The 18,873-nt window shown below is 67.4% G+C and carries 18 protein-coding genes; 12 read left to right on the forward strand and 6 right to left on the reverse strand.

What is annotated here, in order from left to right; genetic code table 11:
• Positions 1-52: 52 nt before the first annotated feature.
• From ACZ5MJ_RS26905 to fliF, 6 genes are read right to left on the reverse strand one after another with little or no spacing between them, the layout of a single operon-like run.
• A complete protein-coding gene (locus tag ACZ5MJ_RS26905) occupies positions 53-1,489 on the reverse strand; it encodes a flagellar hook-length control protein FliK (protein ID WP_464223970.1) in 1,437 nt (478 codons plus the stop codon).
• Between the two features lie 38 nt (positions 1,490-1,527).
• Positions 1,528-1,986: a flagellar export protein FliJ gene (fliJ, locus tag ACZ5MJ_RS26910; protein ID WP_464223971.1), complete on the reverse strand. Its 459-nt coding sequence runs from the start codon at positions 1,984-1,986 to the stop codon at positions 1,528-1,530.
• Positions 1,964-3,445 carry a flagellar protein export ATPase FliI gene (gene fliI / locus ACZ5MJ_RS26915; RefSeq protein WP_464223972.1) on the reverse strand — a complete coding sequence of 494 codons (1,482 nt, stop codon included), beginning with the start codon at positions 3,443-3,445 and terminating at the stop codon, positions 1,964-1,966. The genes fliJ and fliI overlap by 23 nt, the downstream gene beginning before the upstream one ends.
• Positions 3,438-4,256: a flagellar assembly protein FliH gene (gene fliH, locus ACZ5MJ_RS26920; RefSeq protein WP_464223973.1), complete on the reverse strand. Its 819-nt coding sequence runs from the start codon at positions 4,254-4,256 to the stop codon at positions 3,438-3,440. The genes fliI and fliH overlap by 8 nt, the downstream gene beginning before the upstream one ends.
• Positions 4,243-5,265: a flagellar motor switch protein FliG gene (fliG, locus tag ACZ5MJ_RS26925; RefSeq protein ID WP_464223974.1), complete on the reverse strand. Its 1,023-nt coding sequence runs from the start codon at positions 5,263-5,265 to the stop codon at positions 4,243-4,245. Before fliG ends, fliH begins: the two co-directional genes overlap by 14 nt.
• On the reverse strand, positions 5,252-6,964 hold the full coding sequence (gene fliF, locus ACZ5MJ_RS26930) for a flagellar basal-body MS-ring/collar protein FliF (RefSeq protein WP_464223975.1): 1,713 nt from the start codon (positions 6,962-6,964) through the stop codon (positions 5,252-5,254). Before fliF ends, fliG begins: the two co-directional genes overlap by 14 nt.
• 419 nt (positions 6,965-7,383) lie before the next feature.
• Here fliF and fliE point away from each other — a divergent pair, with 419 nt between their 5' ends.
• The 12 genes from fliE (at position 7,384) to ACZ5MJ_RS26990 (ending at position 18,850) form a co-directional block, all read left to right on the forward strand.
• The gene (fliE, locus tag ACZ5MJ_RS26935) at positions 7,384-7,707 is read left to right on the forward strand and encodes a flagellar hook-basal body complex protein FliE (RefSeq protein WP_464223976.1); all 324 of its coding nucleotides are present in this window, start codon (positions 7,384-7,386) and stop codon (positions 7,705-7,707) included.
• 89 nt (positions 7,708-7,796) lie between these two features.
• Entirely contained in the window at positions 7,797-10,025 is a 2,229-nt protein-coding gene (locus ACZ5MJ_RS26940) for an O-linked N-acetylglucosamine transferase, SPINDLY family protein (RefSeq protein ID WP_464223977.1), read from the forward strand.
• Entirely contained in the window at positions 10,022-10,792 is a 771-nt protein-coding gene (gene rfbF / locus ACZ5MJ_RS26945) for a glucose-1-phosphate cytidylyltransferase (protein ID WP_464223978.1), read from the forward strand. Before ACZ5MJ_RS26940 ends, rfbF begins: the two co-directional genes overlap by 4 nt.
• Positions 10,783-11,865: a CDP-glucose 4,6-dehydratase gene (gene rfbG, locus ACZ5MJ_RS26950; protein WP_464223979.1), complete on the forward strand. Its 1,083-nt coding sequence runs from the start codon at positions 10,783-10,785 to the stop codon at positions 11,863-11,865. The genes rfbF and rfbG overlap by 10 nt, the downstream gene beginning before the upstream one ends.
• Positions 11,862-12,413, forward strand: a complete 552-nt coding sequence (locus tag ACZ5MJ_RS26955; protein WP_464223980.1) for a dTDP-4-dehydrorhamnose 3,5-epimerase family protein — start codon at positions 11,862-11,864, stop codon at positions 12,411-12,413. Before rfbG ends, ACZ5MJ_RS26955 begins: the two co-directional genes overlap by 4 nt.
• Positions 12,410-13,648, forward strand: coding sequence for a methyltransferase domain-containing protein (locus tag ACZ5MJ_RS26960; protein WP_464223981.1), 1,239 nt, complete (start codon positions 12,410-12,412; stop codon positions 13,646-13,648). The genes ACZ5MJ_RS26955 and ACZ5MJ_RS26960 overlap by 4 nt, the downstream gene beginning before the upstream one ends.
• Complete coding sequence (locus ACZ5MJ_RS26965) at positions 13,635-14,432, forward strand: WbqC family protein (RefSeq protein ID WP_464223982.1); 798 nt, start codon at positions 13,635-13,637, stop codon at positions 14,430-14,432. Before ACZ5MJ_RS26960 ends, ACZ5MJ_RS26965 begins: the two co-directional genes overlap by 14 nt.
• Positions 14,419-15,138 (forward strand): class I SAM-dependent methyltransferase, encoded by a 720-nt coding sequence (locus tag ACZ5MJ_RS26970; protein WP_464223983.1) that lies wholly within the window; start codon positions 14,419-14,421, stop codon positions 15,136-15,138. Before ACZ5MJ_RS26965 ends, ACZ5MJ_RS26970 begins: the two co-directional genes overlap by 14 nt.
• Positions 15,135-16,151, forward strand: a complete 1,017-nt coding sequence (locus ACZ5MJ_RS26975; RefSeq protein ID WP_464223984.1) for an ATP-grasp domain-containing protein — start codon at positions 15,135-15,137, stop codon at positions 16,149-16,151. Before ACZ5MJ_RS26970 ends, ACZ5MJ_RS26975 begins: the two co-directional genes overlap by 4 nt.
• Complete coding sequence (locus ACZ5MJ_RS26980) at positions 16,132-16,845, forward strand: metallophosphoesterase family protein (protein ID WP_464223985.1); 714 nt, start codon at positions 16,132-16,134, stop codon at positions 16,843-16,845. Before ACZ5MJ_RS26975 ends, ACZ5MJ_RS26980 begins: the two co-directional genes overlap by 20 nt.
• On the forward strand, positions 16,842-17,690 hold the full coding sequence (locus ACZ5MJ_RS26985; RefSeq protein ID WP_464223986.1) for a phytanoyl-CoA dioxygenase family protein: 849 nt from the start codon (positions 16,842-16,844) through the stop codon (positions 17,688-17,690). Before ACZ5MJ_RS26980 ends, ACZ5MJ_RS26985 begins: the two co-directional genes overlap by 4 nt.
• On the forward strand, positions 17,687-18,850 hold the full coding sequence (locus tag ACZ5MJ_RS26990) for a class I SAM-dependent methyltransferase (RefSeq protein ID WP_464223987.1): 1,164 nt from the start codon (positions 17,687-17,689) through the stop codon (positions 18,848-18,850). The genes ACZ5MJ_RS26985 and ACZ5MJ_RS26990 overlap by 4 nt, the downstream gene beginning before the upstream one ends.
• The last annotated feature ends 23 nt before the right edge of the window (positions 18,851-18,873 follow it).

Consider the following 18,873-nt stretch of genomic DNA (forward strand, 5'->3'; position numbering starts at 1 on the left):
GAAAAAGGCCGCCTGTCAGGCGGCCTACTTGCACACGCTGCACAGCGTCTGCTCAGGCAAACGTATCGATTTCACCACGCCCAAGCACTCGCATGGGCCGAGCCGCAGCGATGGCCGCTGGTGCCGGCTCAGCAGATGCGAGGTTACCGGTGCCCAGACTGAACTGCCCCCGCCCATTTCCCGGCGCCTGCCGTTGCTGTCCGTTCCCATTGCCCGCCTGGCCGGTAAAGCCGTCTGCGCCCACCGAAGTCTGTCCAAGCTGGATGCCATTTTCCGACAGCGCGGTGCGCAGGTGCGGCAGTGCTGCTTCCACCGCGGCGCGCACGGCCTGGTGGGGCGAGACGAACTGGGCCTGGGCCTGGTCGTTGACCACGTTGAGCACCACCTTCAGCGGTCCCAGGTCGGGCGGGTTCAGCTGCAGTTCGGCGCTTTGCTGGCCTTGCGTGCCCAGGCGGATCATCTGCTGGCCAAGGGCCTGCGGCCACTGGCTGTCGTACAGCGGCGGGGCGACCACGGGGCGGCTGACGGCAGCGGCCGCGGCGGCGGCGGCCGACGGGGTTGGCTGGCCGGCCAGCGCGGCGGCCAGCGCTTGCGTATTGTCGGGGCTGGCCGCGGTAGTTTCGCCGGTACGGGCGGCAGCCTGCGCGGCGGCGAACGGCATTGCCGCGGGTTTGGCATCCGGCGTGCCGGTGCTGGCGGCAAGCGGATCGGCGCGGTGCTGGCCGATGCCGCTGTCAGGGCGGTTGCCCGAACCGCCGGCGTTCTCACCCGAGGTGTCCTGTAGCTGGGCGGCGGGCACGTGGCCCGCGACGGCCTGCGTGGTGCCGGCCTTGCCGTCGGTGCCTGCGGTGGCGCCGGCCTGAATCGTGGCGCGCTGCGAGGCGATGGTGGCCAGCGTGTCGGCTACCGAAGGCTGCGCGGGCCGGGCTTCGGTGGTCGCCACGTGCAGCGTGTCCGGCGGGAGCACGGCAGCAGCCGGGCTGGCTTCAGCCCGGGCATCCGCCGCAGGGGTTTGCGTGGCAGTTGCCAGCGCCGCCTGCAGTGCCGCGGCGCCGCCGCCATCGGTAACGCCGGCAACGGCGGTGCCTGCCGCGCCGGCCGGCGTGGCGGCCGGGCTGGCGGGCGCGGTGGCGGGAAGCATCAGCGCCAGTGCGGCGGCTGCAGCGGCGGCGGCAGCATCTGACGGCGTTGCCGCCGTGGTGTCTTCCTGATCCTTGTCCTTATCCTTCTGGCCGACCGCGGGCTTCTTGCCGCTTGCGGCGGCCTGCTGTGGCTTGCCGGCATCGGCTTGCGCCGCGGCCGGGCGCGATGCGGGCTGGTCGCACGCAGCCGTCTCCTTAGCCGCAGGCGTCGGCGTGGCGGACTTGTTGTTTTCGCTGGCACGCGACAGCGCGTCGCCGAAGCCGCTCGCGGCCGCTTCGGTGGTGGCGCGTCTGGCGCCTGCTACCGCATTGGCGGCGCTGCTGACAATCTGGCTGATATCGATCATGGGGGGGTCGCTGCGGGGTCAGGCCTGGCCGATGAGGCTCAGGCTTCGCTCAGCCGGCTGGCCGTGGTGCGGGCCAGGCGGGCGGCGTATTCGTCGTTGGCGCGCTGTTCGCGGCGCGCGGCGACCTGGTCTTCCTTCGCTTCGGCGCGCGCGATCAGCGTGTCGAACGAATTCAGGCGGCGCTTCTGGTGCTGCCAGCGGTTGCGGCCGGCCAGCAGATCCGCTTCGGCCTTGGCCACCGCAGCGCCTTGCTGGCGGATGGCCTGGTCGAGCGAATCCAGGAAACGCGAGAAGTCCTGCCAGCGGCTGGAGCTTATGCCTTGCGCGGCTGCCACCTGCATGCGCGCGCGATACTCCTGGCGATACTGGGTGAGCTGGTTGAGCTGCAGCTCCGCCTGCGTGCGCAGACCCTGCAGCCGCCCCAGCTCGCGTGCGGCGGTGTCGGTATCGGTCTGGGCCAGGTCAGCCAGCGTATTAAGCGGTGAATGCTTGAGCATGTTCACTCCTGTCGAAGAGGCGGTGAAGCTGGGCGATGGCGTCGTGGTAGCCGGCGCGCTCGTGGATATCCTGCTGCAAAAAGGCTTCCATGCGCGGGTGCAGCTGGATCGCCAGATCCAGTTCCGGGTCGTTGCCCGGCATGTAGGCACCTACGCTGATCAGGTCGCGGTTGCGCTGGTAGCGCGACATCAGCTGCTTGAAGCGGCGCACCGAGCCGAACTGCTCGTTCGGGATCAGCGCGGTCATGGCACGGCTGATCGACGCTTCGACGTCGATGGCCGGGTAGTGGCCCGCTTCGGCCAGGCTGCGCGACAGCACGATATGGCCGTCCAGGATGGCGCGCGCCGAATCGGCGATCGGGTCCTGCTGGTCGTCGCCTTCGGTCAGCACCGTGTAGAACGCGGTGATCGAGCCGCCGCCTTCGGGGCCGTTGCCGGTGCGCTCGACCAGCGTCGGCAGCTTGGCAAAGACCGAGGGCGGATAGCCCTTGGTGGCGGGCGGTTCGCCGATGGCCAGCGCGATCTCGCGCTGGGCCATGGCGTAGCGCGTGAGCGAGTCCATGATCAGCAGCACGTGCTGGCCCTGGTCGCGGAAATACTCGGCCAGCCGCGTCGCATAAGCCGCGCCCTGCATGCGCAGCAGCGGCGAGGTATCAGCGGGCGCGGCCACCACGACGGCACGTGCGCGGCCCTCGGGACCGAGGATGTTCTCGATGAATTCCTTCACTTCGCGGCCGCGTTCGCCGATCAGGCCGACCACGATCACATCGGCGCTGGTATAGCGCGCCATCATGCCGAGCAGCACGCTCTTGCCCACGCCCGATCCCGCGAACAGGCCCATGCGCTGGCCGCGGCCGACGGTCAGCATGCCGTTGATGGCGCGCACGCCGGTGTCGAGCACAGTCTCGATCGGGGCGCGCATCAGCGGGTTGATCTGCTCGCCGGCCAGCGGCACTTCCATGGCGGCGGCAAGCGGGCCGAGCCCGTCGAGCGGACGGCCCGCGGCATCCAGCACGCGGCCCAGCAGCCCGGCGCCGACCGGCAGGCGCTTGGAGCCTGGCTCGCGCGGCGTGGCGGTGCCGGCCGGCTGCGGCGACGGCTCCAGCGGGTAGACGCGCGCGCCCGGCAACAGCCCCACCACGTCGGATTGCGGCATCAGGTAGAGGCGGTCGGCGCCAAAGCCGACCACTTCCGCTTCAGCGGTGCGCGGGGCGTTGCTGTCAGTGGTGAATTGTCCCGCGGGCAGTTCGATCAGGCAGTCGCTGCCTACCGGCAGGCGCAGGCCTACGGCTTCCAGCACCAGCCCGGCGGCGCGCGTCAGGCGGCCGCAGCTGCGCTTGCTGTCGAGCCCGGCAATGCCGGCTGCGGCGCTGTTCAGCGCGCCGACCCAGCGTTGCGTGTGGGCCAGCGCCGCGTCTGCAATCGGCGTGGGCGTGGCTTGCGCGGTGGTGTCAGGCATGCGGCGGCTCCCACGGATCGTCGCGGCCCAACGCCTTGACCACGCGGGTCCAGCGTGTGGGCAGCGTGGCGTCGCGTTCGCCGCTGGCGGCACTGGCGATGCAGCCGCCGCGCGCCACCGACGGATCGGCGCGCACGGTCCAGCCGGCGGCGGCCAGTTCGCCGTGCAGGTGGGCTTCCACCAGCGCCACGTCGTCGGGGTGCAGCAGCAGGCTGGGCGATCCGGACAGCGCGGGCTCGCTGGTCAGCAGCTCGCGCACCGCCGGCAGCAATACCGAGGGGTCTTCCGCCAGCGCCGAGCGCACCAGCTGGCGCGCCACGTCCAGCGCCAGCGACACCAGTGCGCGCGAGACCTGGTCGTCCACGCCGCCAAGCGCGCTGCGGAAATTGCCGGCCAGCGCCTGCAGCTGCGCGGCCTCGTTGCGGGCGGCTTCCAGGCCGCGTGCATAGCCTTCGCGGTGGCCGTCGCCGTAGCCCTGCGTCTGGCCCTGGGTGTAGCCCTGGGCATAGCCTTCCTTGCGCGCGCCTTCGCGCATCGCGTCGAGGGCCTCGAAGTCGATCGGCGGCGGTGCGGGTTCGGCGGGTATGGCGGCCAGGGCCTCTGGCGGCTCGGCATCGCGTGGGTCGAGCGAGCCCATCTGCCAGCGCTGCCAGCCGGCGCCGCCGCCGCGCGCGCGGCGCGGGGGCTCGAACGGCGCAAAGCCGCCAGGCTCGGCGGCGGTGCCGTTGCCGGCCAGGGAAGAGAGCGGGTCGCCGCGCTGCGCGCGGCGTGCGGCCTGGCCGCGCTCAGGCTTTGCCTCAGACATAGGCATCGTCGCCTCCGCCGATCTGCACTTCGCCCGCATCCGCCAGGCGTCTTACCACCTGCAGGATGGCCTTCTGCTCGGCCTCGACCTGCGACACGCGCACCGGGCCCAGCGCATCCAGATCCTCGCGCAGCATCTCGCCGGCGCGGGTGGACATATTGCGGATGAACTTGTCGCGCAGTTCCTGCGGCGCGCCCTTGAGCGCGACGATAAGCGACTCGGTGGCGATTTCCTTGAGCACGCGCTGGATGCCGCGGTCGTCGACCTCCATCAGGTTCTCGAACAGGAACATCTCGTCGATGATCTTCTGCGCCAGGTCGCCGTCGTGCAGGCGCACGCCGTCGATGACAGCCTCCTCGTGCGCGGTGCTCATCAGGTTGATGATCTCGGCCGCGGTGCGCACGCCGCCCATGCGGCTGCGCTTCAGGCTCTGGCCCGCCAGCAGCTTGGTCAGCACGTCGGTCAGCTCCTGCAGCGCACCCGGCTGCACCCCGCCGAAGGTGGCGATACGCAGGATCACGTCGTTGCGCAGGCGGTCGGTGAACAGGCCCAGCACTTCGGACGACTTCTGGCGGTCCAGGTGGATCAGGATGGTGGCGATGATCTGCGGGTGCTCGTCGCGGATCAGCTCGGCGATCGCGGTCGAGTCCATCCAGTTCAGCGAGTCGATGCCGCCGCCCGGATCGCGCGACTCCAGGATGTCCTCGATCACCGACTGCGCGCGCTCCTCGCCCAGCGCCTTGTTCAGCACGCTGCGGATAAAGGCGTTGGAGTCGACGTTCAGGGCCAGGTATTGCTCGGTCTCCGAGCGGAACTCGCCCAGCACCCCGGCCATTTCCTCGCGGGTGACCGAGCTGAGCGTGGCCATGGCCGAGCCCAGCTCCTGCACTTCGCGCTGCGACAGGTGCTTGAACACCTCGGCCGCGGCATCCTCGCCGATCGCCATCATCAGGACGGCGCTCTTCTGCAGGCCGCTGGCCTGGACCTCCTTGGAGATGCCCTTAGCGGTTGTCATCTGCAATCCAGTTCTTGATCACGCTGGCGACCAGGCGCGGGTCGCGCTGTGCGGCGTCGCGTACCAGCGCGAGGTCGCTTTCATACTTGGCGGCAAGCCGCAGGATTTCCGGACTGGCCGGCTCCTCCGGCGGCAGCAGCACCGCCTCGGCTTCGTCCTTGGCCGCCGGCGCCGGCAGCGGCGGCGTGGTGTAGCGGCGCAGGATCGGGCGCGCCACCTTGAACCACGCAAACAGAGCCAGCAGTGCCAGCAGCAGGTAGCCGGCCAGGGTCTTGCCCAGTTCAATCATGTCGGGTTGCTTCCACAGCGGCAGTTCGGGCTCGACCTTTTCGCGCTCGGCGGTGAACGGGCTGTTGACCACGTTGATGGAGTCGCCCCGGTCGGCCGAGAACCCCATCGCTTCCTTGGTCAGGTTCTGGATCTGCGCCAGCAGCGCCGGCGGCAGCGGTTCGGCCACGAGCTTGCCCTTGGCATTGGCCTGCTGGCGGTAGTTGACCACCACCGCCACCGACAGCCGGCGCACGCCGCCCGGTGCCTGCTGCACGTGGCGCACGGAGCGGTCCAGCTCATAGTTGACGGTGGAGTCGCGGCGGTTGCTGCTCGGGCCGCTGGAAGCGGTGGCAGTGGTGCCCTGCGCCGCCTGGCCTGGCTGGCCGGGCTGGCCCGCGGCCGGGGCGCCGGCCTGTCCGGGCGCCTGGCCCGCGCGCGGCGTCTGCGGCGTGGTCACGGGCGCGACCGCGGCAGCGGGCGGCTGGTTCGACAGCGCCCCGGGCACGCCGCCCGGGGGCGTCGCGCCCTGCTGCGTCGATTCGCTGGTCTGCTGGCTGCGGATGGCCGTGCGGGTCGGGTCCTGGTTGGGCTTGTAGCTCTCGTCGGTGTGCTCGACGATGGAGAAATCCACGTCGGCGGTCACCTGCGCGCGCACGTTGTCCTTGCCGAGGATCGGCGTCAGGATCGCTTCGATGCGCTTCAGGTAGTTCTGCTCCAGCGCCTGCACGTACTTGAGCTGGGTGGCGTCGAGCATGCGCTCGTTGCCGGTGTTCGACAGCAGGTTGCCGTGCTGGTCGACGATCGAGATCGACTTGGGTGTCAGTTCCGGCACGCTCGACGACACCAGGTGGCCGATTGCAGCGACCTGGCCTTCATCGATGGCGCGCCCCGGGTACAGCTGCAACACGATCGATGCGGTCGGCTTCTGGCGCTCGCGCACGAACAGCGTCGGTTTGGGAATGGCCAGGTGCACGCGGGCGGACTGCACCGCCGCGATCGATTCGATCGAGCGCGCCAGCTCGCCTTCCAGCCCGCGCTGGTAGTTGACCTGCTCGGCAAACTGGCTGATGCCGAACTTCTGATTGTCCATCAGCTCCATGCCGGCCGTGCCGCTCTTGGGCAGGCCCTGCGAAGCCAGGCGCAGGCGTGTCTCATGCACTTTCTCCGCCGGCACCATGACCGCGCCGCCGCCTTCGGCGAACTTGTACGGCACGTTCATCTGCTGCAGCGACTGCAGCACCGCGCCGCCGTCGCGCTCGGACAGGTTGCTGTACAGCACCTTGTAGTCCGGGCTGCGCGACCACAGCACGCCCACCGCGATGGCGGCGGCCAGCGCCGCGCCGGCCAGCATCAGCGGCAGCTTCGGGTTGGCCTTCAGGCGCTCCAGCATTTCGGTAGGGCGCCCGGGCATAGCCACGGCCGCGGTCATGCGTGTGCTCCGGATCCGGTGCCGCGGCGCTCGCGACGGCATGGGCGATGTTGACCGCCTTGGTCGTCGGCTCGGCTCACGGCACGGCTCACATTACGCTGGAGAGAAAACACGCGTACTCCCGAATCGATGGTTGTCTGGTGACTGCCGGCACCCGCGCAGGGCGATCGCCCGCGCTTTTCCGGCACGGTGGCAATGATCGGCGAGACTTGAGCCCGACAATCCGGTGAATAGACCCGGTTTTTTGTCCGATTTCGGCCCATGGGCCGGCGCGGGCGGCGGGTACTCTGCGGGGGCTGAAACTGGGTGCGAACCGCCTGAGGCCCTGCTTGCCGGCAGGCTGGCATGTGATGCAAGGGGCGCGCCAGAACAACAACCGAGCCGGTACGCCGGCCTACGACAAGCCACCGACGAGCCAAATGACCACTATCTCTTCCATCGAGGGCATGCTGCAGCAACTGCGCGGGATGTCCCAGGCAGCCTCGGGCAACACCGCCAGCCCGTCCGCCGCGCCGGTCGGCGGCGGTTTCGCCGGCGAGCTGCAGCGCTCGCTGGGCCGCATCAACGCCGCCCAGGACCGCGCCTACGGCCAGGCCGAGGCGTTCGAGCTGGGCAAGCCGGGCGTGGCGCTCAATGACGTGATGATCGACCTGCAGAAGGCCAACGTGTCGTTCCAGACCGGGGTGCAGGTGCGGAACCGTCTGGTGGCGGCGTATCAGGAGATGATGAATATGCCGGTCTGAGGCATCGCAAGCCGGAAAGCCTGGCGCAACCGCGCCGGTGCATGCGGTGCCGGCGCGCTGGCACGATCCTGATTCCTGGTTGTCACCTCATGCAGAACAATTACTATGCTTCCCGGGTATCCCGCTACCTGAGCCAGGCCGAGGCAAGCTTTGCCGCGCAGCGGTACCACGATTGCATCCGGCAGGCCGAGCAGGCCGAGCGCTTCGACAAGAAGAACCCGAACACCTACTGCTGGCGCGCGCTGTCGCATATGTCGCTCGGCACGCTGGAGCAAGCGAAGAACATCCTGGCACAGGCACAGGCAGTGTTCCCGGACAATGCGCGCGTACGGGTCCTGGCGGGCAAGGTCATGATGGACCTGGGGCACTACGAGGCGGCCAGGGAAGTGATGGAGGCTGCGCTCGAGATCGATGCGTCGATCTGGATGGCGTGGGCGAATTACTCGACGCTCCTGTATACGGTGCAGGATTACCAGGGCGCCAAGGATGCGATCTGCCGGGCTATCGAGCTCGAGCCCTCGGATGCCGGACTGCTGTCGAATTACGCCAACACGCTGAAGGAAACCGGTGCGATCGCGGAGTCGCTGGCGGCGCAGCGCAGAGCCGTCGCGGCGGCGCCGGCCGAGGCGGCGATCCGGAGCAACCTGCTCTACACGATGATGTTCGATGAGGCCACCACGCCGCAGGACTTGCTGCGTGAAGCGCAGGCCTGTGCGGCGCTGATGAAGGCGCCCGGGCCGGCAAGGCCGCTGCAAGCGCCGAAGGACACCGGCCGTATCCGGCTGGGTATGCTCTCCAACGATCTCTACGCGCATGCGTGCGCGTACTTCATCATCCCGTTCCTGGCAAATCTTGACCACACCAGGATCGAAGTGTTCGTCTATGCGCTGAACGGGCGCAAGGACAATATCACGCAGAAGATCCGCAATTACGCCGAGCACTTTGTCGATATCTCTGCGACGCCTGCCGCCAGCATTCCGGACCTGATTCGCGAGGCGAGGCTGGACGTCATGATCGACATGGGCGGCTATTCGCGCAATTCGCCGCTGCAGTACATGGCGCACCGCCTGGCTCCCCGGCAGATCACGTGGATCGGCTACCCGGGTTCCACCGGCATGCCTGAGATCGACTTCCGCCTGGTCGACAACGTGACCGATCCCGAAGGCCACGAGGCCTATTACACGGAACAGCTGATGCGCGCCCCGGTGGTGTCGGCGGCTTACTTCCCGCTGGTGGGGCGACCACTGGACGCCTATGCCATGGCGTACCGCCCGCGTCCGACGCCGGCACTGGAGGCCGGGCATGTCACCTTTGGCTGCAGCGTGAACCTTGCCAAGATCAGCGCGCGGACCTTGCGGATGTGGGGCCAGGTGCTGGCGCGCTGCCCGGGCAGCAAGCTGCTGCTGGAGTGCGCGGGCCTGGACAAGGATCCCGTGCGCCAGCCGCTGCTTGCGCGCATGGAGCAGGCCGGCATCGACAGCGACCGCGTGATCTGCGTGCCGCGGCGTGGCGAGAACCAGTACCTGATTTACCACAGCATCGATATCGTCCTCGATACCTCGCCCGTCACCGGCGGCACCAACGCGTGCGATGCGCTGTGGATGGGTGTGCCGGTGGTCACTTTCTGCGGGCATGCCAGCCACGAGCGCATTGCGGCCTCCATCGTCGCGTCGGTTGGCCTGGCCGGTCTGGGCTGCCTGACGGAAGAGCAGTATGTGGAAACAGCCGCCAGCCTGGCTGCCGACGTGGCGCAGCTCAATGCGCTGCGCCTGTCGATCCGCCAGCGCTTCGAGGCAAGCCCGCTGTTCGACGCCGCCGCCTTCTGCCGCTGGTTCGAGGGCGAAGTCGCCAGCTGGACCAGCAGCTACCGGCAGCCCGGGAAGCTTGAGCGGCCGGCCGGCGATGGCGTGTTCTTCGGCGGCCGCTGGCATGCCATGGAAGAGATCATCGTCTCCGTGGTCAACACGCTGCAAGCGGGCAATGCCGACGGGCTGGCGAATGTGCTGGAGAACATTTCCGCCCGCTGGAGCAAGCACTGGCTGGTCGCTTACGCGCTGTCCGAAGTCGCCTACATGCAGGGCGACACGACTACGGCGCTGGAACTGCTGATCGAGAGCGCGACGCTGCGCAAATACTCGCTGCCGCTGTATCGCCTGCTGCTGGCGCGCCTGGACGAATGCGGCCAGGACAAGACTGCGCTCGCGGACTTCCTGCAGGAAGCGTTCGGGCTGGACATCGCCCTCCTTGAGGCGCAGCCGCTGCCGTCAGTGTTCGAGATCACCGGCATGCCGGTGCCGGCAGAGGAAGTCGCGGCATGAAGGCAGTGATCCTTGCCGGCGGACTCGGCACGCGCATTTCCGAGGAATCGCACCTGCGGCCGAAGCCCATGATCGAGATCGGCGGCAAGCCGATCCTGTGGCACATCATGAAGACGTATTCGCACTATGGGATCAACGACTTCGTGATCTGCCTGGGTTACAAGGGCTACGTCATCAAGGAGTACTTCGCCAATTATTTCCTGCACATGTCGGATGTGACGTTCGACATGAAGCACAACTGCATGGAGGTGCACCAGCGCCATGTGGAGCCATGGCGCGTCACGCTGGTGGATACCGGCGAGCACACCATGACCGGCGGCCGCATGCGGCGCGTGCGCGATTACCTGGACAACGAGCCGTTCTGCTTTACCTACGGCGACGGCGTGTCCGACATCAATATCCGCGCGTTGCTGGACTTCCATCTCGCGCACGGCAAGCGGGCGACGGTCACGGCCATCCAGCCGCCAGGCCGCTATGGTGCGCTCAATGTCGAAGGCACCTCGGTCGACAGCTTCCAGGAGAAGCCCGCGGGGGACGGCTCCTGGATCAACGGCGGCTTCTTTGTGCTCGAGCCCTCCGTGATCGACCTGGTGGCCGACGACGCCAGCATCTGGGAGGGCGATCCGATGATGCGCCTGGCCGCGCAGGGCCAACTGCAGGCGTACATGCACCACGGCTTCTGGCAGGCCATGGATACCCTGCGCGACAAGAACCACCTGGAGAACCTGTGGGCCGGCGGCACTCCGCCGTGGAAGGTGTGGACGTGAGACTGTTCGGCGACGTCTACGCAGGCCGGCGCGTCCTGCTGACCGGGCACACCGGCTTCAAGGGCAGCTGGCTGGCGCAATGGCTGAGCAAGCTCGGCGCGGCACTGACCGGCTATGCGCTGCCGCCCGCGACCACGCCCGGCCACTGGCAACTGCTGGAGGTGCCGGCCACCGACCTGCGCGGCGACGTGCGGGACCTGCCGGCGCTGGACGCCGCGGTGGCGCAGTGTCAGCCGGAAATCGTCTTCCACCTCGCGGCGCAGCCGCTGGTGCGCCGCTCCTACCGCGATCCGCTGGAAAGCTGGTCCACCAATGTCATGGGCACGGCCAACGTGCTGGAAGCTTGCCGCCGCCATCGCTGCGTGCGCGCCGTGGTCGTGGTCACCACCGACAAGGTCTACGCCAACCAGGAATGGGACTGGGGGTATCGGGAGGGCGATCGCCTCGGCGGCCATGATCCCTATAGCGCATCCAAGGCGGCCGCCGAACTGGTCGCGGCCAGCTATCGCCAGAGCTACTTCGGTGTGGATGGCGCGCAGCTGGTGGCGACTGCCCGCGCCGGCAACGTCATCGGCGGCGGCGACTGGTCCGAAGACCGCCTGATTCCCGATCTGGTGCGTGCCACCCGCCGCGGCGAAACGCTGGAGATCCGCTCGCCCCAGGCCACGCGGCCGTGGCAGCACGTGCTCGATTGCCTGGCCGGCTACCTGCTGCTCGGCCAGCGCCTGCTGCAAGGCGACCAGGCCTGTGCGGCGGCCTGGAACTTCGGCCCGTCTGCGCAGGACAACCGTACGGTCGAAGCCGTCCTGCACTTGATGCAGGCGCACTGGCCGGAGCTGGCTTGGCGGGTGTCCGACGCCGCGCAGCCGCATGAAGCCGGCCTGCTCTATCTGGACAGCTCGCTCGCCCGGGCAAGGCTTGGCTGGCAGCCCGCCTGGCAGCTTGGCGAGGCGCTGGCAGCGACTGCCGCCTGGTATCGCGAGCAGGCTGGCGGCACGGTGCCGACTTGCCGACAGATTGATGCCTACATCGCCGCGGCCGCTGCGGCCGGCGTGCACTGGGTGGCCTCATGAACGTGATGCCGCTTGCAATCAGCGGCGCGGCGCTGGTCCAGGGAGAACCCTTCGCGGATCATCGCGGCGCCTTTGCCCGCCTGTTCTGCATCGACGCGCTGTCCGAGGTCTTCGGTCAGCGCCGCGTGGTGCAGGCCAATCACTCGCTGACGCGCGCAGCCGGGGCGCTGCGCGGCCTGCATTTCCAGCACGCGCCGCATGCCGAGATGAAGCTGGTGCGCTGCCTGCGCGGCCGTGTCTGGGACGTGCTGGTCGACCTGCGCGCCGGTTCGCCGACCTTCCTGCAATGGCATGCCGAGGAGCTGAGTCCCGGCAATGCGCGCATGCTGGTGATTCCGGAGGGCTGCGCACATGGCTTCCAGGCGCTGGAGGCCGACAGCGAGTTGCTGTACCTGCACACCGCTCCCTACACCCCGCAGGCTGAAGGCGGCGTGCGCCACGACGATCCCGCGCTTGGTATCCGCTGGCCGCTGCCGGTGACCGACCTCTCGGCACGCGACCGCTCCCATCCGCTTCTCAGCACCGGCTTTGCCGGCCTCATTCCATGAACTGCCGCCACTGCAATGCAGCCCTCGATCATGTCTTCCTTGATCTCGGCTCCGCGCCGCCTTCCAATGCCTACCTGAGCGCGGCCGAGCTCCTGGCGCCGGAAACAACCTTGCCGCTCAGGCTGCATGTGTGCACCGGCTGCTGGCTGGTCCAGACCGAAGACTATGCGCGCGCCGACGCGCTGTTCAGCCGCGACTACGCGTACTTCTCGTCGACCTCGCAAACCTGGCTCGCGCATGCGGCTGCCTATGCCAGCGATATATCAAGCCGCCTCGATCTGGGGCCGGAGAGCTTCGTCATCGAAGTGGCTTCCAACGACGGCTACCTGCTGAAGAACTTTGTTGCCGCCGGCATCCCGTGCCTGGGCATCGAGCCGACTGCCAGTACCGCGCAGGCTGCCGAAGCCATCGGCGTGCCGACGCTGCGCGAGTTCTTCGGGCTGACGCTGGGTGAGCGGCTGGCGGCCGAGGGTCGGCAGGCGGATCTTATTGCCGGGAACAATGTCTTCGCGCATGTGCCGGACATCAATGACTTTACGCGCGGCCTCAAGGCAGCCCTGAAGCCCGGCGGCACGATCACGCTGGAGTTCCCGCACCTGATGCAGCTGATCGAGCATACGCAGTTCGATACCGTCTACCACGAGCATTTTTCGTATCTCTCGCTGTACACGGTGCAGCGGATCTTTGCGAGCGCAGGCCTGCGGGTGCTGGATGTCGAAGCGCTGCCGACCCATGGCGGCAGTCTGCGTGTTTACGGTTGCCATGCCGACGATGCGCGCGCTTCCTCCGCGGCTGTTGCGGCGCTGTTGCAAGCCGAAGAGGCATTCGGCTTGCGCCGACTGGCGACGTACCTCGGCTTCCAGGCGCGTGCCGATGCGGTCAAGGACGGGCTGGTCATGTTCCTGATCGAGCAAAAGCGCCTGGGGCGCAAGGTGGCGGCCTACGGCGCGGCGGCCAAGGGCAACACGCTGCTGAACTATGCGGGCGTGCGGCCGGACCTGCTGCCGTTCGTCTGCGATGCCGCGCCGTCCAAGCAAGGCCGTTTCCTGCCGGGCAGCCGCATCCCCGTGGTCGACCCCGCGCACCTGCGCGAGGCGCGCCCGGACGTGGTGCTGATTCTGCCGTGGAATATCGCCGGCGAGGTCCAGGCCCAGCACGCCTACGTGCGCGAGTGGGGCGCGTGCTTTGCGGTGGCGGTGCCAGCGATCAGGATGCTCGGTCATGGCGGCGCCTGACATGCCCAAGGCTTGCCATAGCCTGGTCATCTCGCAGCCCATGTACTTTCCGTGGGTGGGCATGCTGGAACAGGTCCGGCTGAGCGATACCTATGTCTTTTACGATGACGTGCAGTTCTCGTACGGCGCGGCCAACCGCGTCAGCAGGGTGCAGGTCAAGATGCGCGACGGCATGCACTGGATGACGGCGCCGTTGCGTGGGCGGCACCTGGGCAGCCTGATCGGCGAACTCGAACTGGATGACCGTACCGACTGGCGGGCCAGTCATCGGGACTTGCTGCGCCAGGCCTACCGCGGTGCACCCTACCTGCAGGACATGCTGGCGCTGGTGGACGAAGTCTTCTCGGTGCCGGCGCGATATCTTTCGGAGCTTTCGCGGGCCTCCACCATGGCCCTGGTGCGCTACTTCGGGCTGGAAGCCGGCAGGACCTTCCTGGACTCGTCGACGCTGGGCGTGCCGGGAGGCAGCAGCGAACGCGTCGTCGCGCTGTGCCGGCGCCTGGATGCAACACGCTACGTGACCGGGCACGGGGCAAGGAACTATCTCGACCACAGCCTGTTCGAGCAGGCCGGCATTGCAGTCGAGTACATGGCTTACCGGCTCAGCCCCTATCCCCAGCGCCACGGTGAATTTACGCCCTATGTCACCGGGCTCGACCTCGTGGCCAACTGCGGACGCGACGGCGTCCGCCATATCTGCTCCGGCACCGAACCCTGGCGCGAGGTGTGCGCCGGGCAGCGGCTGGCCGGGGCGTCAACCGGAATCGATCATGAACAGGCTTGACGCCGTTTCTTCGGAGTATTTTCCCAACGGAGCCACTTCGGTGGAAAACGACCTGGTCCTGCATTGGTATCCCACGCGGATAACGGGTCGCTTCGGCCATTGCGGGAGCCTGTTAGAACTGGGCATTGGGCACGGCTTCACCACTGAAACCTTCAGTGCCCACACCGACCGCCATGTGATCGTTGAAGGCTCGCCCGCCGTGATCGGGCAGTTCCGGCGCAATCATCCCGACAGCCAGGCCGAGGTGATCGAGGCCTACTTCGAGGCGTTCGAGACAGATGAGCGCTTCGACGTGATCGTGATGGGCTTTATCCTCGAGCACGTCGACGATCCGGGGCTCCTCCTGGCGCGCTTCCGGCGTTTCCTGAAGCCGGGCGGGCGGATGTTCGTAGCGGTGCCGAATGCGAAGTCGATGAACCGCAGGCTGGGCCTGGAGCTAGGCCTGATCGACGACATCTATAGCCTGAATGCCAACGATATCGCACTGGGGCACCAGCGCCAGTTCTGCCGCGACACGCTGCGCGCGTTGCTGCGCGAGCATGGCTACGCCGTGGTGCACGAGGAAGGCATCTACCTGAAGCCGCTGCCGCTCGCTGTGCTGAAGACGCTGCCTGACATGGCGGCCAACCTCCAAGCCATGCTGAAGGTCGGCATCGACTTCCCGGATCTGTGCGTGGGCCTGCTGATGGAGGTAAAGCCGGCATGACGACAGCGCTTGCCGCCAGGCCGGTGACCGTGGCCGTCACCGGCGTCGGCGCAATCATCGGACAGGGCATTGTCCGGAGCCTGCGCAAGTGCGGGCTGGCCGTGCGGGTGGTCGGCGTGGATCGCAATGCAGGTTCGATGGGCGCATTCCTGTGCGATGCCTTCTACCCGAAGCCATCCTGCGCCGAGCAGGATGTTGGCTATCTTGCTTTCTGGCGCGAACTGGTGGCTGCGGAACGCGTGCAGCTCGTGATCCCGGGCATCGAGATCGATGTGGAATACCTGGCCGCCCATCGCACGGCGTTCGCCGCGATGGGCACCACCCTGTGCCTGAACACGGACGGGCTGATTGCTCTGGGCCAGGACAAATGGGCGCTGGCACAGGCGCTGGAGCGTGCTGGCGGCGAGTTGGCAGCGCTGGCGATTCCGGGAATGCTCGATGGCGACTGGGCTGCATGCACGGCGCGGCTTGGTCCGCCGCCGCTGCTGCTCAAGCCGCGGCATGGCAACGCCGGGCGCGGCATCGTCCGCTTGCAGGACGAGACGGATTTCAGCTACTGGCGGCGCAAGTCTGGGGCGGGCTTCATGATCCAGCGCATCGTCGGCAGCGATGACGAGGAGTACACAGTCGGAGCTTTTGGCCTGGGTGAGGGCGACATGCTGGCACCGGTGGTGCTGCGCCGGCGCCTGTCACCGGCGGGCAATACGGGCTACGCCGAGGTGGTGAGCGATGCCGCCATTGAGCGCGCCACGCGTGCCCTCTGCGCGCACTTCATGCCGCTCGGGCCCACCAACTATCAGTTCCGTAAGGAGGGCGACCGCATCTTCCTGCTGGAAATCAATCCGCGCTTTTCCAGCAGCACCTCGCTGCGCGCCGCATTCGGCTACAACGAAGCCGCCATGAGCCTTGCTTACTACGTGCACCGCCAGCGTCCCGATGAAGCCGTACTGATGCGGGGGCGGGCCTGGCGCTACTCGGAGGATCTTGTCATCCATGATCGGCATTCTCTCTGATGTGCACGGCAACCTGCCAGCGCTGAAGGCCGTACTTGCGGCTGCCTCCGACTTGGGCTGCCGCCGCTTCATTTCGCTCGGCGACGTGGTGGGCTATTACTCGCAGCCGGGCGAATGCATTGACCTGTTGCGCGCGCACGGTGTGATCAACCTGATGGGCAATCACGATCACTACATGGTGGAAGGGCTGGCTTGCCCGCGTTCGCGCGTGGTGTCGGAGATCATGACCTACCAGCGTTGCGTGGTAACGCCCGAGCAAGTGGAATGGCTGTCCGGCTCGCTGCCGATGCTGGTGGAAGGCGCGAATCACTTTGTGCATGGCGGATGCGAAGACCCGCTTGACCAGTACCTCTACCGCATCAGCGAGGCAACGATTCCCGCGCAGGCGCGCCGGCTCTTCTCGGGGCATACGCACGTGCAGGTGCTGGCCGCCTTCGGCGGGCGGCAATACTGCAATCCGGGCTCGGTCGGCCAGCCGCGCGACGGCGATCCGCGCGCGGCCTTTGCCGTGCTGGCAGACGACGCGGTGACACTGCATCGCGTGCCCTACGACATCGATGCCACCGCCGCGGCCATGAAGGCCGCGGGGTTCCCTCCGCACTACGCGGAGTGCCTGTATATCGGCGCCCAGATTGGCGGACGGATCGACAAAGTGATAATTGAACGCAGCGATGACGCGGAGGAATTCCAATGAGCGCGATCGTGACCGATGCCATGCGCGAGCAATTTGCGCGCGACGGTGTGCTGGTGCTGCCGGGCTTCTATGACGTCGAGCGCGAGATACTGCCGGTCCAGCAGGCCATCTACGAGATCATCGGCCTGGTCGCCGCCCGGCACGGGATCGCGCTGGAGCGCGAAGCCTTCTCCCCTGCGCATTTCGATGCCGGATACAACGCGCTGGCAGCCGTGGACCGTGCCTTCGGCGGCGAGGTCTATGACCTGGTCAAGCAGATCCCGGCATTCGTGCGGCTGGTCTGCGCCGAAAAGTCAGAGGCGCTGTTCAGGGCGATGCGCGGCACGGATTTCGCCGGAATCGGGACTGCAAGCTACGGCATCCGCATCGATCGCCCCAATGAGGAGCGCTTTCGCAGCCACTGGCACCAGGAATTCATCTTCCAGCCGCAAAGCGTGGACGGCATCGTGTTCTGGAGCCCGCTGGCAGCCGTGACGCCGGAAATGGGCCCGGTGGTGGTCTGCGTCGGCTCTCATCGTGACGGCATCCGCAAGGTCAACCGGACCGGCGCCGGGGCCGCCAAGGCCGGCGCCTACAAGATCGGGATCGCCGATGACGAGGCGGTGGCTGCAGGCTATCGGCAGATTGCGCCGCTTACTCGGCCCGGAGACCTGATCCTGATGGACTACCTGACCATCCATCAGTCCGGCTACAACGTTTCGGGCCGGCCGCGCTGGTCCATGCAATCGCGCCTGTTTAATTTCCGCGATGCCTATGGTATGCGACTGGGGTGGAAGGCCTCGATCACCGCGGGAACCGAAGTCCAGGCGCTGTTCCCAGAATATTTCTCCGAGGAGTCACCATGACCTGTTCTTGCAACGTCTGCGGGAACGCGCTGGCAACGCCGATCTACGAATCGGCGGAAGACAGCTCCATCACTACCATGAACATCATGGTGCCGGGACGCACGCGTGTCTTCCTGTGCGGTCATTGCGGACACCTGCAGACGGCCGAGCTGCAGAACGCCGCTGACTACTATGCCAACGTCTACGAGATCAACCTGACATCCGACGACGAGGACCAGCTCTACCAGATCGTTGACGGCCGGCCGGTCTACCGCGCCGATCACCAGGCTGAAGTGCTGCTGGCCAAGCTGGATCTCTTTGACGGATGCCGCATCCTCGACTACGGCTGCGCCAAGGCGCCGACGCTGAAGAAGGTGGTGGGCCGTGCTCCGCAAGTCAGGCCGTTCCTGTTCGACGTGACCGACAAGTACCAGACGTTCTGGAAGAAATTTCCCGGCCAGCCCGGCTGGGCCTCGCACCAGACAGATCCGGCCTGGGCGGGCACGATGGATGTGGTGCTGTCGTTCTACGCCCTGGAACACATTTCGTCGCTGCAGCATGCGGTGGCCAATATCAAAGGACTGCTCAAGCCCGGCGGCCTCTTCTATTTCATCGTGCCGAATGTGCAGCAGAGCCCTTCCGATTTCGTGGTGGCCGACCACGTCAATCATTTCACGGCCGAGTCGCTGCACTACCTGCTGAGCGCGCAGGGCTTCGACCGGGTCGAGGTCGACGCCCGCGCGCATGACTCCGCCTACGTCGTCATCGCCCGCCTGGGCGCTTCCGGGACGGCCCGGCCGGTCAAGCCGGAACCCGCCGCTATTGCGGAACTGCGGCGCGCGGCCACGGAGATGTCGGCGTACTGGTCCGGCGTGGCTTCGCGAATCCGGGCCTTCGAGCGCAGCCAGCCGGCCAATGCGGCCAGCGCAATCTACGGCGCGGGGTTCTTCGGTAATTTCATTGCGGCCAACCTGGCGTCGATGTCGCATGTCGAATGCTTTATCGACCGCAATGCACACCTGCAGGGGCGCAAGCGCCTGGAGCGCGACGTGATCGCACCGGCCGTGTTGCCGGAGCACGTCGGACATGTGTACGTTGGCCTGAACCCGCGTATCTCGCGCGAGGCCATTCGCGCCATTCCCGAGTGGCAGGGCCGGCAGCTGGAAGTCTTCTATCTCTGAGCGCTGCAAAGCCGTCCCGCCAT

The sequence above is a fragment of the Cupriavidus sp. LA-1 genome, assembly GCF_055385985.1.